Source organism: Proteus hauseri ATCC 700826 (assembly GCF_001654965.1).
In the GTDB taxonomy this organism is placed as follows: domain Bacteria; phylum Pseudomonadota; class Gammaproteobacteria; order Enterobacterales; family Enterobacteriaceae; genus Proteus; species Proteus hauseri.
This window is the reverse complement of record NZ_LXEV01000036.1, coordinates 66,150-82,092: the sequence shown is the minus strand read 5'-3', so window position 1 is coordinate 82,092 and position 15,943 is coordinate 66,150. Positions and strand designations below refer to the sequence as shown.

Sequence of the window (15,943 nt, the reverse complement as noted above, 5' to 3'; positions counted from 1 at the left end):
TTTGGAGAAATATGAATATGGCAACTAATATAAGTAATATAAGTAATATAAGTAATATAAGTTTTAAAAAAAATACTATTGCAGATTTAGTTAGTGAAAAAGAGGAAGTTGAAACTAAAAAAATAAATGATAATATACTTAAAAATAATGAGGATGGTTTTCATTATGCTATTAAAAATGTAGAAGTAAGTGAAGAGAAAATTAATAAGGTTAAACCTGAATTAAAAAAACCAGAAGCCGAAGTGGAAAATGTACAATCTTTAATTGAACAGTTACAGAACGATAATAACTTACAAAAAAATAATCCAATATCATCAAGTCATTTTAATTTTTTATCTGATGAGATGATGAGTATTATCGGATTGATGATTCAGTATTTAAAAAATATGATAAAAAAATACGAATCTTCAAGAGAACTCGGCAATTTATTTATGCAAATAAGTTTAGATATAGCAGATAAAATGAAAAACGATCTGTATAAAAAAGCAGATCTTATGTTAGGTGCTGCTATCTCAAGTGCTGCTGTTTCAATGGCTATTCATGGTATAGGTGCTTTTACCTCTATAAAAGGGTTAGGAAAGTCAACGGTTGCAAATACAAACACAAACTCCATGATGATTAAGGGTACACTTCTTACATCATTAGCTGATCCTATTTCAAAAATAGTTGACCAATCAATTCAAATGAATGCACACCGTATAGAGGGTGATATTAAAGTGCTAGAAGCAAGAACTCATGCTATGGGACAAGTTGCTAATAACAATAATGATATTCAACGAGAAGCATTAGACATTGTTAAAGCACTAGTGCAAGCAATGGATGCTATTATTCGGGCTAATCAAGATGCTGCATCTTCTATCGCTGCAACTTTAAGAGGATAAAATGGTAAACCCAACTAGCTGTTATAAAAATAATAATGAAGTTAATATAAATAAAAATATAAAAAAAGATATAAATTACTCATGTGAAATAGCGAATGAAGAAAATTTAAAGGAAGAGTTTAATAAAGAAATTGAGATCGTAAAAGAAAAATTAGAGGAAAAAATAAAAGATTATATTCCTAGGGTTCCAGATTATTCAAAAAAACATTTTTCTATAGAGGAAGAGTCAATAATTAATGAGGGTAAATATGCAGTTAATAATAATAATGTTGACAACTTAATAAGGAATATATCAACAATTCAACAAGTGGAACTTAAAGTAAATAATAATACACCGCCAGTATCACATTCATTACGTGATTTTTTTAGTGAAGTGAAAAGCACTATTGTTGCAGGAAAGCATGATTACTTAGATGTTTTAAAAAATAATTTTTCGAGCTATATGAATTATGTAAATGATCTTAGAAATGTAATATCTACGTTAACTCAATACACCAAATCGGCTAGTAAAGATGGATATCTTAGTGTGAATTTTAAATTGTTTCATGAGAAATTAAGTGAAATTAAGAATAAATATGAAAATATGACAGGTGAAAACTCTTTTTTTTACGCCCACTTTATTTTTGAACATGAGAATCATGGTGTTTATACAAGAGAAATAAATGGAAGTAAATTATCTTATCGTAATAAAAATCAAGTTAATGATGCGATAATGACTATTGAAAAAGTATTAAAAGAGTTAAAAGGAATACAAATAACGAAAGTTGATAAAGAAATAAAAGAAAATATTGATATTAAATTAATCGCTAATGTTGACTTGTCTGATTTTAATAAATTTATAGATAGTATCGATACTAGTGTATCTGAAATTAAAGGTATATTGTCAGATGAGGAATTAAAGAAAAAGGAAGAGGAAATAACTAAAAAGCATAACGACTGGGCTATTGTTGGTTCTTCATTTGGTGTCCCTATTGTGTTAAATAGAGAAAGTATTAATATAGTAATTGATTGTGAAGTAGAACGAATTAGAGTGGAGAATGATCGAAAAAAAGAAGAAGCAAAATGTCGTAATATATTACAAACTGAATTTGATCTTTTTAAAAAATCACTTGATACGTTAGAAAAAAGAATCAATACAAATTTAGAAGAACTTTCTAAAAAATACAGCGCTGCAAATAGTAACTTTGATAATTTTATTAAAATTGTTAGCAGTACAATGAATACATTATTAGAAATGGCTAAGGGATTTTTACGATTTTAGTTTTTATATATAATTTGTAGTTATATTTTTATGGTTTTGAAAAAGCAGATATAAATTATGCTGGTACTTAACATGCAACTCTTAAGAATATATTTATCTTTTGAGTCGCTTCTTTATTGTACGCAATATAAGAGGTTGATAATGCTAAATCCAGCGATTAATAATATAAATGAAAATAAAAGTAGATTAAATAAAAAAACGCTTGAAAGAGACAGTGTAAGTATTTTTAATGAATTAAATAATGAGTTAGAGTTAGGACAGTTTAATGAAGAGAAATATAAAGTAAAAGAACAGTTAAAATATCAAATTAATAATTTTGATACAAACTCTGTTGTTAATATTGAAAAAAAATATTCACTTAAAGATGCTGCAATAATTAATGAAAATAAATATGCGATAAATAGTAATAATGCAAGAGTATTAACAGAAGAAATATCCTTGATTCAAAATACAGATGATAAAAATAATTCATCATCCGATTCATTACATGATTTTTTTAATGAAGTTAAAAATTCTATAGTTGTAGGTAAGCATGATGGATTAGATGTACTAAAAGAATTATTCTCTAATTATATGGATTATGTCAATGAGGTAAGAACTATAATATCTTCACTTAGCCAGCATGTTAAAGCGGGAAGTAAAGATGGATATATTAATTTTGATGAATCCTATTTATTTAATAATTTAAGTAAATTAATATCACATATGCCATCCGTCACATTAATAAGTGATATTGGTTTAGTATTTGAAAGTGATGGTAAGGGGGGATATAACAGAAATGTTAATGATGGATCTAAAGGTGTTAATGTTTATTATGAAAATTACGATGCTGTTAACCAAAGTTTACAAGCAGTAGAAAAAACATTAAGTGAAATTAAAGGATTAATATTTAATAAAAAGGATAAATCTAAAGACCCTAAAATTAATATCTATTTCAGTTTGAGTGTTGATGTTTCAGATATACAAAAGCTGCGACACGCTCTACCTGATAACACTGATGGGCATGACATATTACAAACTGAATTTGATTTAATAAAAAAATCAATCGATGCATTTGAGAAAAAAATAAATACAAATCTAGAAGAGATTTCTAAAAAATACAGCGCTGCAAATAGTAACTTTGATAACTTTGTTAAAATTGTTAGTAGCACAATGAATACTTTATTAGAAATGGCTAAAGGTTTTTTACGATTTTAGTTTTTTATATTAATTTTATAATTATATTTTTATGGTTTTGAAAAAACAGATGTAAATTATGCTGATACTTAACATGCAACTCTTAAGAATTATTTTATCTTTTGAGTCGCTTCTTTATTGTACGCAATATAAGAGATTAATAATGCTAAATTCAATAGTTAATAATTTAAATAATAATGTAAATGAAAATAAAAATAGATTAAATAAAAAAACGCTTGATAGAAAAAGCGAAAATATTTTCAATGTAGAAGGTAGATATCTTGAGCAAGAAAATTTTAATGAAGAAATAGATAAAGCGAAAGAACAGTTAAAATATCAAAATAATAATCTTAATATATATCATCCAACTGATAATGAGAATAGTAATTCACTTAAAGAAAATGCAATAGTTAATGAAAATAATTATGCGAAAAATAGTAATAATGTAAGAGTGTTAACGGAGGAAATATCATTAATTCAAAATTCAGATGATAAAAATAATTCATCCTCTGACTCATTACATGATTTTTTTTATGAAGTTAAAAATTCTATAGTGGTAGGAAAAAATGATTACTTAGATACTCTAAAAGATCTTTTTTCTAGTTATATGAATTATGTCAATGAAGTACGAGAGGCGTTATCTTCATTAAGTGAATGTGTTAAAGCGGGCAGTAAAGATGGTTATGTTGAATTCAATCTTGCTAAATTTTATGCAAAGGTTGAAGGGATAAATGTTAAATACGGGAATAATACTTCAACTATTTTAATGGATTTTAAAGTTTATTTTTATAAACAGATAGATAATAAATATAGAAGAGAAATTCATAATAATAGTATTGATTATACAGAAGATGAGGCACGTAATGTTGTTAGTGCAATAAAAAAACTATTTAATGAAATAAAAGGGATTTCTATCAATGATTGGGATATGGATGGTTATGATGTTTATTTAGTTATAAAACCTGATATATCAGATTTAACTAAATTATTAGATACGTTAAAAAATGTTGGAGATGTGAATTCAACAAGTATTAATCTGTTACAGACTGAATTTGATTTAATAAAAAAATCCATTGATATACTAGAAAAAAGAGTTAACACAAACCTAGAAGAACTCTCTAAAAAGTATAGTGCTGCAAATAGTAATTTTGATAATTTTGTTAAAATTGTTAGTAGTACAATGAATACTTTATTAGAAATGGCTAAAGGTTTTTTACGTTTTTAATTTTTATTAATGGAATAAAAATGATGGTTATATTATGGATGATAAAAAAACGCTGTTATCTATAAATAGCAGCGCTTTATATGTAAATTATAATTAGAATTTATATTCAACACCTAACCAGTAATTACGACCATCTTCCATATAACCTTGAGTATATTCATAAGATTTGTCGAACAGGTTATTGATTGATGCATTAGCAGAAACGCCATAACCCAAATCATAATCTAAACGAAGATCTGTTTTTGCATAGCCTGCCAGTTTGTCATTTTCATCAATACGGTTATAAGTCCAGCCTTGTGCTTCTTCCATAATAGTAAAGCGAACTTGTTCAACGGGAATAAAAGTAACCCACATATAAGCTTTGTGTTTTGGTAAGCCTTCGATGTGTTCAATCTGTTTAGGATCACTATGGATATAGCTATAGTTTAAGCCAAGTTCTAACCAATCAGCCACATTACCTTTTGTACCTAAATCTAAACCAACATAATCAATACGTCCGCTATTTTGGTTTTGGAAAAAAGTCGTGCCATTACGATAGACCGTGTGTGCCATAATCGCATCACTTACACGATTATAATAAACACTTGTTTGATAACCCCATTTGTCATTGATATGTCCTTCATAGGTTAAATCGAAAGAGAGTGCGCGTTCAGGATCTAAATCAGGATTGATAATTCCTTTTGAGCCATCTTTTGGTTTTTCCGTGGTGTAACGCTCTTTTTGTGTAGGGAAACGGCTGCGATCAGAAACAGAGAAACGAACCGCATCATTATTAACTAAGGTGTATTTTGCCATCATCTCCCAGTTAAATGCGGTTTGTTTGTTATCGTCAGCGCCTTTATCAGTGTCAACACTATCACGCCAGTCATAGCTAATTGCACCGACTAAATCTAAATCGTTAGTTGCCGCCCATTGGTACTCAGAAGCGAGTGACCATGTTCTGTCTTTATAACGCATCCAATCGCCACCTTTTTCTTTTTGAGAGCGGTGAACGTCATCTTTCCAGTGCGCAGCAAAAGAGAGCAGGTCATTTTCACGAGTATCAATACCTAATTGTAATGCGGCACCCGTGCTGTAGTCGTCGTAATGGCTATAGTCAACATAGTTACCTTTTTTAGGATACATATAGAGGGTATTTTCAAATTTATCGTGATAAGCACGACTTTGCAGATTGATGCCATCTGTAATTTGCGTCACCCCGTTATAATAAAAACTCTCTTTATTGTAATCAGGCCATGCCCAATATTTATATTTACCTTTTGCATTACTGCTGGTATTGGGTGGGCTATTTTTTTCGCCATCTTGTTTAATATAAGTAAAGGTATATTCATCAGAGGCGCGTGGAGTCCAGCCTACTTTTATCATGCCACGTTTGTCGTCAGTCGCTGAGTTAGCACGACGGCCATGTGTTCCCGCATTTACATTATTTTCATCAGCACCTGGAATTGGTGTAAAGCGTTGTTTTAATTGACTTCCGCTAACTTGAATAAAGCCAATTTCGTTACGAACGCCTAAACGTGCGCTCATATTGTGTGCGTAATCAGCGCCACGCGCAAAACCTTGAGAATAAGCAATGCTGCCTTCTAATGGTTTTTTGGGTATTGCTGTGGTGATATTAATCGCGCCACCCATTAAGTTCGGGCCTTGCAGTAATGAGGTATAGCCTTTGTTAACTTCGATGCTGGCAAGATCATTTGTGGTAAAACGCGCTAAATCTAAATTGCCGTCATAAGGTACATAAGTAGGAATACCATCAAAGAATACTGGTACTTGGCGGCTATCAAATCCGCGTACTTTAATAGTGTATTCATTGCGATTACCTGATTTTTGCATCACAACGCCGGGTAATGTTGAAATGGCTTGTGCCGCATTAACTTTATTTTGTTCCAGCATTTGTGATTGCGTTAGCACATCTGGATTGGCTGCAATTGGGCTACTCCAAACCGTGAGTAAGTCAGGCGTTGATTGACCATAAGTAGTATCAGCAAGTGTAATATTTGGTAGTAGGGCAAGAGATAAACAGCAGCATAGAGGTTTTAATTTCATCATTCCAATCTCAATTCACAATCTATATATAAATTTTTATATAACGATATGCGTAAAAATAAATAAAATGAGCACTTACTAACTTGTAAGTACTCGGTTTGCTTATCAAACAAATTCATCGCGTTGAAAGTGACTCAAGTACGGCGAGATTTCCTCTATGCCGACACTACCGCCTCCTTGTAGTTTACTTCACTGTATTTACAACGCGTATTGCCTTTGTTTATTATTGACTAAATACGTAAACACTTACTAACTTGTAAGTTGCTATTTTTATTTAATCTTTTGGGCGCAGACGAACTTTAATATCTGCCGGTGGAGCATAATAAGGTGCAGACGTTACCATTAAGGTGATGCCTGTTTGTGCATATTTTTCTATCGTATGAAGATTAATACCGCCAGCCAATGAAAGATGGCAATGAGGGGCAGTTCTAGGCGCTTCTTGTTGAAGTAGCGCGATATCTTCAATTGAGAATTTATCGAGCTGTAAAATATCTGGCTGGGCTTTTAGCGCTTCTCTTGCTTGTTCAATATCATCGGCCTCTACAACAATACTTTTTTCAGGGGCTGCTTGGCGTAATTGTTTAACATGCAGCGCCCAATTATCAGGTTCAACTAAAAAGCGACGATGATTCGCAAACAGTAAAATAGTTTCTGAGCAGCCTTGGCGGTGAATAATTCCACCTCCCGCGAGCACCGCTTGTGTCGCAAGCAATTTAGTATTAGGGATATTTTTGCGCGTACAGGCAATTTGTCCTTTAGGTTGATAGCGATGATAAATAGCTAACATTTTCGCCATATAATCACTAACGCCACAGCTCCACTCTAATACGTTTTGCACCACTTTCCAGCCTTGGTGAAGCGCATCAGCACGGCCTTCAGCGGTAATTAGCAAAGCACCTTGTTCGGCAAAATCACCGTCTTGCAGATGTGTTGTTACGTTTAAGCCTAGTTTTTCAAGTAAGCGACGAGCAAGTTCAATACCGCTGATGCAGCCTGTTTCGCGGCGTGTAAAGGTCATAACACCCGGTTTGTCTTGAATATTCAGCGCGCGACTTGTTAAATCACCATATTGAATATCTTCCATCAATAGGTTATCTAAAAAGGCATCAGGGTAATAAATCATAACAATAACTCACTTTCAGGTACCACATCCCAAGAGACCATCGCCCAATCGCGGGTTGGCGAAATCAGTGAAACACCATTTTTAATACTCTGGTGGTAATATTTTTGTAAACGGGCGATTTCATCTTCACTTAATGGGCCTACTGAGAAATTAATACCTTCAATAAATTGCTCTAGTGTATTGAAATTACTTTGACAATTACGACTACGAATATAATCAACTCTAGGGTGAATACCCATTTGGTTAAGCATATTAACCGCATAAATATAGGTGGGCAGTGTAGGAACTTCACGACCTAACAAGCGAATAATACGTTGATCAACAAAGGTCGGTGAAACCGTATGAGTTGTATAAACACGCAATTTGGCTTGGCGATTAAGCTTAATCAGTGCGGTTTTTAAATCCATCACTAGCGTAGAACGAGAAGCAACGGCGATATCACAACGAGGCAGTTCATCCCAGCTATCTTCCCATGAGCAAGTGATAAATTGCGCGTGATTAATGCCTGCTTGTTCGGCTCTGCGCTTAGCAACAGTTAACATTCCAGTGCTGTAATCAATACCAATGATTTGTTTGAATTTATCTGCAACGTGAATGCTGATAGAGCCAGGGCCGCAACCGACATCAAGTAATGTTTCAGCACCGGTAAAATCCATCATTTCACGAAATTTAATTAAATAAGGATCGTTAGGATTAGCACAGGTTTCTGCCATTTTTTCAGCACGTTTATCCCAATGTTCAGGCTCTTTTTTGGTTCTTTCAGCCTGTGCCATATGGTTTTTATATAGTTCATCAAAATCTGTTGTTTCTATCGTATTCATATTCTTGCCTATATTCTGTTTTTATTATCTGAGTAGGCGTGAAAATGCGCCTGAATGTCTGTTGGTTTTACACCATAAAGGTGCGCTAAATTATCGGGTGTCAGTAAAATAGTCGGACTATCTTGCAAAACTTGGGTATGAGGTGTGAGTAAAATGACATCATCAGCCAATATTGCCGCATGTTGTGGGTGATGAGTGGACATAAACACACTAATGCCGAGCTGTTTTAACGCTTTAACTTGGGTAAGCAGTTTGATTTGATTACCAAAATCTAGGCTCGCAGCTGGTTCATCCATCACCAGCAGCTGCGGTTTTTGCACTAATGCTCGCGCAATTAATACCATCTGTTTTTCGCCACCACTTAGGGTATCAAAGGTTCTATTGGCGAGATGAGAAAGCGAAAGCATTTCTAAGGTTTCCATCGCCATAGCTCTATCTTGTTTATTAGGCATAGAAAAAAAAGATAAATGCGCCCCACGCCCCATAATCACCATATCGATTACATTAAAAGCAAAGGGAATATGGCTAGCTTGTGGCACATAAGCAATGACTTTGGCTAACTCTGTTGGTGACCACTCTGTTAGCGATTTATTCGCTATCGTAATCGAGCCACTGATTGCAGGTAATAAGCCGAGCAAGGTTCTCATTAATGTGGTTTTACCACAGCCATTCGCTCCTAATAGACAGATAATTTGCCCTTGTTTGATGCTAAATGAGAGGTTTGTTATTAAGGCTTTATTTTTATAGCCAATGGCGAGTTGATCTGCTTTTGCGATAATCATCCATCTCTCCTTGTTCTGAGTAATAACATCAAGAAGAATGGGGCACCAATAGCAGATGTTAAAATGCCTAAAGGAAGTTCAATATTGGCGATAGTACGAGCTAATGTATCAGTGATTAACAGCATAATCGCGCCTACAAGCAAGGAAACAGGTAACTGTTGACTGAAGTTAGCACCCACTAACAACCTAGCAATATGAGGAACGATTAATCCTAACCAACCAATAATTCCCGCAATAGAGACAGCACTTGCCGTAATTAATGTCGCTGAAAGAATAAACACAAGCCGTGTGACTTCAACATTTAACCCCAGTGATCGTGCTTCTTCATCGGATAAACTAAGTATGTTCATTCTCCAACGAAGTAAAATTAGAGGAATAAAACCTATCAACATCAGTGGTGCGACAGAAAGCAAATCAGAAGCTGTAATCGCAGAAAGCCCGCCTAGCAACCAAAATGTAATAGAAGGCAGTTGAGTATAAGGATCGGCGAGAATTTTCATTAACGAAATGGCAGAGCCACATAATGCGCTAATGGCAATTCCTACTAAAACCAAAGATAAAACAGGATCGTGCTGTCGCGCTAATTTGGCAATAAAGTAAACGAGGGCAACCGTAGCAAGCCCGCCAGCAAAGGCGAAAAGCTGAATAGAGAACATCGATTGCCCAAGAAAAATACCTAAAACCGCACCAACACCTGCACCTGAAGAAACACCTAGAATATCAGGAGAAACTAAAGGATTACGAAACATCCCTTGATATGCCGCCCCCGCTAATGCAAGCCCACCACCAATTAATATGGCGGCTAAGACACGAGGAAGCCTTATCTGCCAAAAAACAGTTTCAGTGCGGTTATATTCAAGGCTGCCTGAGATTTTGTTGCTGATGAGTGTCCACAACTCATGAGTGGTAAGTGAATACTTACCACTAGTAATAGCGATTAACGCAGTAAGAAAAAATAACGCCAACAAAAGCGTGATGCGTGCCGATTGACTCATGAAGACCCCAGCAATTGCTGACATTGTTCAGCATTTAATTGCGTATGGTAAAAATGAGCAAAGTAGTTTTGCAGATCATTAGCGACTGATTTTTCTAATCGAGGGTCAAAATGACTTTGCAAGCGGCGCATACCTAATAGACGATTAATGCCAGGAGGCCCATCTAACCAGCCAAAAGGCAGCCCTTTAAATAGCAGTACATGTTTGTTTTTAACAGCTTGGGTGCTTTTCCATATTGAGTCTTGTGTGATTTGCTGATAGGCATTTTCATCTTGTGTAATGATAATTTCAGGATCCCACATTAATAGCTGTTCGGGTGAAATATCAGTTAGTCCCGTAAAATCAGGTACATCTACCACATTTTCAAAACCTAATATTTCAATTGCTTCGGTATGAATAGAACCTCTGGTTCCTGTTTGTAGCCCTTTTGCTCCTCGAGCAAGATAAAAACGAGGTTTCTCTTTTTGCTGTGAAGCAAACAACAACGCATCATCAATATATTGTTGAGCAATTAATGCCAGCATTTCTGCTTTTTCATTTACTCCTAACAAGGCTCCGGTTTGTCTTAATTGTGCTGGGCTATCTTTTAGTGTGCCATCAATCAAAACATAAGGGATACCCGTTTGCTCTGATACGCGTTTTGCTAATGAACGGTAGGTTTCATCAACATTTCCCACATCAAGAATAATATCAGGGGCTAAGCTCATTAATGCTTCTAAAGAAAGCGTGCTTCCTCGCCCTGAAAGCCGGCCTAAGCGAGGTAATTGACGTAATTCTTCAGCAAATATTGGGCTTTTTTCTAAACTTAGCGAGGAAAAACCCAACAGTTTTTCAGGCGCTAACGCCAGTAATAGTTGATCTGTTGGTGGACCTGCGCTGATTACCCGATGAATAGCATCAGGTGCGGGTATATGTCCAAACTGTGCGGCGATACGAGATGTAATTGCCGCTCTTACGGAGTGAGGCAGCGCTGAAAGTGTTGCGATAGTTGTGAGGTAGGTAAGAAATAATCGTCGATTGATAGCCATAATTTTACACTGTTATATTGTTTTATATTGATATCGTTATTTCATCTATTATATAGCGAAAGATACTATATTTCTCTTGGTTTAAGTCAAGGGATTGGCAGACAAAATCAAATCTCACTACACAGCCGATAAACTTTATGCAAAATAGTGTATAACGTAGGGATATAATCGATTTATTGAAAAATAAAACGCATAGTAATAATGATGATGTTTGCGGATAACTACGATATAAAATGAAGAAAAAGCGCCCCTCATTACAGGATGTTGCGGATCGAGTTGGTGTCACTAAAATGACAGTGAGTCGTTTTTTGCGTAATCCAGAACAGGTCTCTGAAGCTTTACGAGAAAAAATTGCTCGTGAATTAGATAGCCTTAATTATATTCCTAATCGTGCTCCCGATATTTTATCTAACGCGACTAGCCATGCGATAGGTGTGTTATTGCCTTCGCTAACTAACCAAGTGTTTGCTGAAGTTATCCGAGGTATTGAATCGGTAACGGATAAATATGGTTATCAAACTATGTTAGCGCACTATGGTTATCGTGCTGAAAAAGAAGAAGAACGTCTGCTTTCTTTGCTCTCTTATAATATTGATGGGCTTATTCTTGCCGAACGTCATCACACACCTAGAACCTTAAAAATGCTAGAGACAGCGGGTATTCCTGTTGTTGAAATTATGGATAGTGTATCGCCGTGTTTTGATTCTGCGGTGGGATTAGATAACGTTGAAGCCTCTTACCAAATGGTAAATGAGATGATCCAACGTGGTTGTAAGCGAGTGATTTACCTCGGTGCAAGGCAAGATGAGCGTACAATTATGCGTTTGCAAGGCTATGAAAAAGCGATGCACAATGCCAACCTACCAACAGGCAATGTGATGACACCTAAAAGCTCTTCTTATTCATTAGGTGCTGAGTTATTACACGCCGCACGTCAGCAATATCCTGATTTAGATGGGCTTTATTGTACCAACGATGATATTGCTATCGGGGCTGTGTTTGAGTGTCAGCGTGTAGGTATTGCCGTACCTAATGAGATAGCGATATCCGGTTTTCACGGCCATGATGTTGGTCAAGTAATGACGCCACGTTTAGCCAGTATTTTTACGCCTCGTGATGAAATGGGTCAGCAAGCCGCTGATTTATTACTTAAACGAATGAAAGGCAAAACGACTCGTGGACAAATTATTGATGTTGGCTTTCGCATTATTACAGGCGAAAGTATATAGTGCTATTAGGTGATTGATTTATATTAAAAATAAAATTAGAAAGATTTTTTAACCCTATTATTTTTATAAAATAATAGGGTTTTTTATTGCCATAAGTTTTTAATCATATTTTTCTTTTTTATCTTTATAAGCGAGTTGTCGGTTTTATGAGATATTGTTCTTTATTAGGCGTGAGATAATGTCGCGAAAATTTATCAGTAATAAGGCAATTTGTTGTAACTTTGTTGATTACTCGATATTCATTTGCGAGTAACTTCACATTTTCACTTCTTAGTTTACTTTCGCTGTTGTTTTTATCTTCACTGTTCAGGTAATGTTACCCGTAACAGTTACGGGTAACATTACAAGAAAAAGACATCAATGTCTGCCTTAAGGAGCAATATATGAGCGATACCCAATCCCTACACCATGTGTTCATTTTAATGGGGGTATCAGGCAGCGGTAAATCTGCGGTGGCAAGCGGTGTTGCACAGCATACAGGCGCTGCATTTTTAGATGGAGACTTTCTTCATCCTCGTGCCAATATCACCAAAATGGCGTCAGGTAATGCGCTAAATGATGAAGATCGTAAACCTTGGCTAAAAGCATTAAATGATGCCGCCTTTGCGATGCAACGTACTAATGAAGTTTCATTAATTGTTTGTTCTGCATTGAAAAAGCAGTATCGCGATTTGCTAAGAGACGGCAACCAATGCTTACACTTTTTGTATTTAAAAGGTGATTATTCTCTGATTGAAAGCCGCTTAAAAGCACGTAAAGGGCACTTCTTTAAACCTCAAATGCTAGTGACTCAGTTTGAAACATTAGAAGAACCAACGAAAGATGAAAAAGATGTGTATGAAATTGATATTTCAGCGCCTCTTGATGCGGTTATCAAACAAGTAATCAACACCGTTAAATCAGTAACGGCGCTTTCTGAGGAGAATAAAGTATGAGCACTTTAACGCTTGTATTAACTGCGGTTGGTTCTGTATTACTGCTACTCTTTTTTGTTATGTACGCACGTTTACATGCCTTTATCGCCTTAATGATTGTTGCTATTGGTGCCGGTATCTTTTCAGGAATGCCGTTAGAAAAAATCACCCAAACCATGCAAAACGGGATGGGAGGTACACTTGGGTTTCTCTCTATCGTGGTCGCATTAGGTGCCATGTTCGGTAAGGTATTACACGAAACTGGTGCATTAGACCAAATAGCAGTTCGATTATTAAAATATTTTGGTGAAAAGCGCGCTAATTATGCGTTAGGTATTGCGGGTCTTATCTGTGCGTTACCTTTATTTTTTGATGTTGCAGTGGTGCTGTTAATTGGTGTGGTATTTGCTGTTGCTCGTCGCACTGGCGGCAATGTCGTTAAAATGGCTATTCCTCTTTTTGCGGGTGTTGCAGCGGCGGCCGCTTTCTTATTACCAGGCCCTACACCAATGTTATTAGCTGACCAGATGGGTGCTGATTTCGGTTGGATGATTTTAATTGGTTTATCTGCAGCGATCCCGAGTATGTTACTTGCAGGCCCTATTTTTGGTAACTTTATTAGTCGTTACGTTACATTAGAATTACCAAAAGATTTAGAAGAACCAAGTTTAGGTCATAACAAAATGCCTTCTTTCGGTTTTAGTCTTGCTTTGGTTCTTTTCCCTTTAATTTTAGTGGGATGTAAAACCATTGGTGCACGTTTTGTAGAGCAAGGTACTCGTTTATACAATATCTTAGAATTTATTGGCCATCCTTTTATTGCGATTTTAGTGGCTTGTTTAGTTGCGATTTATGGCTTAGCGATCCGCCGTGGTATGAGTAAAGAAAAGGTGATGGAGATTTGCTCTGCGGCTATTCAACCTGCGGGTATTATCTTATTAGTTACCGGTGCGGGTGGCGTTTTTAAACAAGTATTGGTCGATTCTGGTGTAGGTCCTGCTTTAGGTAATTCATTAATTAGTGCGGGAATGCCAATTGCAATAGCGTGCTTTGTATTAGCGGGCGCAGTGCGAGTGATTCAAGGTTCCGCAACAGTGGCTTGTTTAACAACAGTGGGCTTAGTTTTACCCGTTATTGGTGAATTAGGTTATAGCGGTGCACAAATGGCTGCACTTTCTATTTGTATCGCGGGTGGTTCTATTATTTTAAGTCATGTAAACGATTCTGGTTTCTGGTTATACGGTAAATTTACTGGCGCGACAGAATCACAAACCTTAAAAACGTGGTCATTGATGGAAACGATTTTAGGAACGACAGGGGCGATTATTGGTATGGTTTTCTTCGCCTTCTTATAAAAAAGAGTATTCACTTTTTTAGAAATGGCACATCGATATATGTGCCATTTTTCATTGCTATAAATAACGATAAATTATGACAGAAAATAATTAGCAGCTAATTAATCTACAGCCTTATTTGCTTAGTGAACAAGGTGGGGATCATAACTTTATGGTCGATTATAATACGCTGTTTATTCAACATACTGATTGTAATATTCATACGATTACTCTTATCAGAGATTCCATTTTGACATCCAGTCAAAAACTCCATGATAGGCTTGTGTTATTAGATGAGATGGAGCAACTATTTCATGACATGTTAGATAATGCTCAATCATTGGCTTCATTTTTAAATGAAATTGATGGGCATTTTACCCATAGCAATGAAGAAATTGAAAACTTCTCTAGTTGGTTAAAAAAAATCAAAGACAGCGCAAACAATATTGACCGGCTTTCAAGTCAGGCAAATATTTTATCTATTAATTCAGCCATTGAAGCGGGACATATTGGTAGAGAGGGTGCGGGTTTTTCAGTATTAGCTCAAGAAATGAAAAAACTGTCGTTAGAAATTCAGCGCCAAGCTTCGGCTATTGCGACAATTAATAATAATGTCAGTTCTCGATTTATTCCGGTAAAAGAAAATACATTAAAAAATCAGCAACAATTACAAGAAGTTAAAAAAATTGTTACTGAAGGGCATGAAAACTTAAGTGCGCTTGCAGAACATGCAGGTGAGCTTAAACATATCTGCCAATTTATGTCGATGCAGCAATTTTTTAACACCGTTAAACTTGATCATGTTTTGTGGAAAGAAGCAATTTATGTTCATTTACTCAATAATGATGATGAAAATTGTGTTAATCAACATACTGAATGTCGCTTAGGAAAATGGTATTACCAAGGTGATGGACGTAAATTTGCCGGCACAGAAGCTTTTCGCCGTTTAGAAGAACCACATAAATTAGTGCACCAATGTGGGCGTCAGGCATTAGCTGCAAATTTAATCGGTGATGAAAATGCAGTAAAACACTATATTGAGCAAATGGAACAAGCCAGCGTTAATGTGATTAAATATGTTGATGTATTGCTGGGATCCTTCAATAATTAAATAATTTAGTGATTTTT

14 protein-coding genes are annotated in these 15,943 nt (G+C 35.5%); 8 read left to right on the top strand and 6 right to left on the bottom strand.

Translation table 11 applies throughout. The features are described from left to right. Positions 1-11: 11 nt before the first annotated feature. From M997_RS16540 to M997_RS16525, 4 genes are all read left to right on the top strand, one after another. Positions 12-881: a hypothetical protein gene (locus M997_RS16540; RefSeq protein WP_082918462.1), complete on the top strand. Its 870-nt coding sequence runs from the start codon at positions 12-14 to the stop codon at positions 879-881. A gap of 1 nt (position 882) precedes the next feature. Continuing rightward, positions 883-2,142, top strand: coding sequence for an IpaD/SipD/SspD family type III secretion system needle tip protein (locus M997_RS16535; RefSeq protein ID WP_064721218.1), 1,260 nt, complete (start codon positions 883-885; stop codon positions 2,140-2,142). Between the two features lie 141 nt (positions 2,143-2,283). Then, a complete protein-coding gene (locus tag M997_RS16530; RefSeq protein WP_064721217.1) occupies positions 2,284-3,339 on the top strand; it encodes an IpaD/SipD/SspD family type III secretion system needle tip protein in 1,056 nt (351 codons plus the stop codon). Positions 3,340-3,481: 142 nt separating this feature from the next. Next, complete coding sequence (locus M997_RS16525; protein ID WP_064721216.1) at positions 3,482-4,543, top strand: IpaD/SipD/SspD family type III secretion system needle tip protein; 1,062 nt, start codon at positions 3,482-3,484, stop codon at positions 4,541-4,543. A gap of 93 nt (positions 4,544-4,636) precedes the next feature. On the opposite strand, the gene M997_RS16520 is transcribed toward M997_RS16525, so the two are convergent. From M997_RS16520 to M997_RS16495, 6 genes are all read right to left on the bottom strand, one after another. Next, complete coding sequence (locus tag M997_RS16520) at positions 4,637-6,589, bottom strand: TonB-dependent receptor plug domain-containing protein (protein ID WP_064721259.1); 1,953 nt, start codon at positions 6,587-6,589, stop codon at positions 4,637-4,639. A 274-nt stretch (positions 6,590-6,863) separates the two neighbouring features. Further along, positions 6,864-7,712: a ModD protein gene (modD, locus tag M997_RS16515; protein WP_064721215.1), complete on the bottom strand. Its 849-nt coding sequence runs from the start codon at positions 7,710-7,712 to the stop codon at positions 6,864-6,866. Further along, a complete protein-coding gene (locus M997_RS16510) occupies positions 7,709-8,533 on the bottom strand; it encodes a class I SAM-dependent methyltransferase (RefSeq protein WP_064721214.1) in 825 nt (274 codons plus the stop codon). The genes modD and M997_RS16510 overlap by 4 nt, the downstream gene beginning before the upstream one ends. An 8-nt stretch (positions 8,534-8,541) precedes the next feature. Further along, a complete protein-coding gene (locus M997_RS16505; RefSeq protein WP_064721213.1) occupies positions 8,542-9,315 on the bottom strand; it encodes an ABC transporter ATP-binding protein in 774 nt (257 codons plus the stop codon). Further along, a complete protein-coding gene (locus M997_RS16500; protein WP_064721212.1) occupies positions 9,312-10,310 on the bottom strand; it encodes a FecCD family ABC transporter permease in 999 nt (332 codons plus the stop codon). Before M997_RS16500 ends, M997_RS16505 begins: the two co-directional genes overlap by 4 nt. After that, positions 10,307-11,338, bottom strand: coding sequence for an iron ABC transporter substrate-binding protein (locus M997_RS16495; RefSeq protein ID WP_064721211.1), 1,032 nt, complete (start codon positions 11,336-11,338; stop codon positions 10,307-10,309). The genes M997_RS16500 and M997_RS16495 overlap by 4 nt, the downstream gene beginning before the upstream one ends. 233 nt (positions 11,339-11,571) lie before the next feature. Here M997_RS16495 and gntR point away from each other — a divergent pair, with 233 nt between their 5' ends. The 4 genes from gntR (at position 11,572) to M997_RS16475 (ending at position 15,926) form a co-directional block, all read left to right on the top strand. After that, complete coding sequence (gene gntR / locus M997_RS16490) at positions 11,572-12,567, top strand: gluconate operon transcriptional repressor GntR (protein ID WP_064721210.1); 996 nt, start codon at positions 11,572-11,574, stop codon at positions 12,565-12,567. A 383-nt stretch (positions 12,568-12,950) separates the two neighbouring features. Beyond that, the gene (gntK, locus tag M997_RS16485; protein WP_064721209.1) at positions 12,951-13,502 is read left to right on the top strand and encodes a gluconokinase; all 552 of its coding nucleotides are present in this window, start codon (positions 12,951-12,953) and stop codon (positions 13,500-13,502) included. Then, positions 13,499-14,836 (top strand): gluconate transporter, encoded by a 1,338-nt coding sequence (gntU, locus tag M997_RS16480; RefSeq protein ID WP_064721208.1) that lies wholly within the window; start codon positions 13,499-13,501, stop codon positions 14,834-14,836. The genes gntK and gntU overlap by 4 nt, the downstream gene beginning before the upstream one ends. Before the next feature lie 151 nt (positions 14,837-14,987). Next, positions 14,988-15,926, top strand: a complete 939-nt coding sequence (locus tag M997_RS16475; RefSeq protein ID WP_064721207.1) for a methyl-accepting chemotaxis protein — start codon at positions 14,988-14,990, stop codon at positions 15,924-15,926. Positions 15,927-15,943: the final 17 nt, after the last annotated feature.